Consider the following 1208-nt stretch of genomic DNA (forward strand, 5'->3'; position numbering starts at 1 on the left):
ATTCCGTCGAAGGCGCTGTTGCATACCGCGCTCGTGATCGACGAAGCCGAAGCGCTCGGCTCGCACGGCATCACGTTCGGCAAGCCGCAAATCGATCTCGACAAGCTGCGCGATTTCAAGTCGGGCGTCGTCAAGAAGCTCACCGGCGGTCTCGCCGGCATGGCGAAGATGCGCAAGGTCGAAGTGGTCACGGGCACGGGCTCGTTTGTCGATCCGCATCATATGGAAGTGCAGGTCGAGGGCGGCAAGAAGGTCGTCAAGTTCAAGCAGGCAATCATCGCGGCGGGCTCGGAAGCGGTGAAGCTGCCGTTCATTCCGGAAGATCCGCGTGTCGTCGATTCGACCGGTGCGCTCGAACTGCGGCAGATTCCGCAACGCATGCTGGTGATCGGCGGCGGCATTATCGGGCTGGAAATGGCCACTGTGTATGCCACGCTCGGCGCGCAGATCGACGTCGTTGAGATGCTCGACGGCCTGATGGCGGGTGCGGACCGCGATCTGGTCAAGGTCTGGGAGAAGTACAACAGCAAGCGTTTCGCTAACGTCATGCTGAAGACCAAGACCACCGCGGCGGAAGCGAAGGACGACGGCATCTATGTGTCGTTCGAAGGCGAGAAAGCTCCGGCCGAAGCGCAACGCTATGACCTCGTGCTGGTTGCCGTCGGCCGTTCGCCGAATGGCAAGAAGATCGGCGCGGACAAGGCAGGCGTCGCGGTGACGGATCGCGGTTTCATCGACGTGGACAAGCAGATGCGCACTAATGTGCCGCACATCTTCGCGATCGGCGATATCGTCGGTCAGCCTATGCTCGCGCACAAAGCCGTGCATGAAGCTCACGTTGCCGCCGAAGTCGCCCACGGCGAAAAGGCGTACTTCGATGCGCTGCAGATTCCGTCGGTGGCCTACACCGATCCGGAAGTGGCGTGGGCCGGCAAGACGGAAGACCAGTTGAAGGCCGAGGGCATCAAGTACGGCAAAGCGGTGTTCCCGTGGGCCGCATCGGGCCGCGCGATCGCTAACGGCCGCGACGAAGGCTTCACGAAGCTGCTGTTCGATGAGGAAACGCATCGCGTGATCGGCGGCGGGATCGTTGGTCTGAATGCGGGCGACCTGATCAGCGAAGTGTGTCTCGCGGTCGAGATGGGTGCCGATGCAACGGACATCGGCAAGACGATTCACCCGCATCCGACGCTGGGCGAATCGATCGG

General features: G+C 61.9%; 1 protein-coding gene. It reads left to right on the plus strand.

Translation table 11 applies throughout. The features are described from left to right. Positions 1–1208: NAD(P)/FAD-dependent oxidoreductase (locus tag B0G75_RS40025; protein WP_106314959.1), on the plus strand; the 1208-nt coding region annotated here is incomplete at both ends.

Origin of the sequence: Paraburkholderia sp. BL18I3N2 (genome assembly GCF_003001875.1) — a bacterium.
Classification (GTDB): Bacteria; Pseudomonadota; Gammaproteobacteria; order Burkholderiales; family Burkholderiaceae; genus Paraburkholderia; species Paraburkholderia phytofirmans.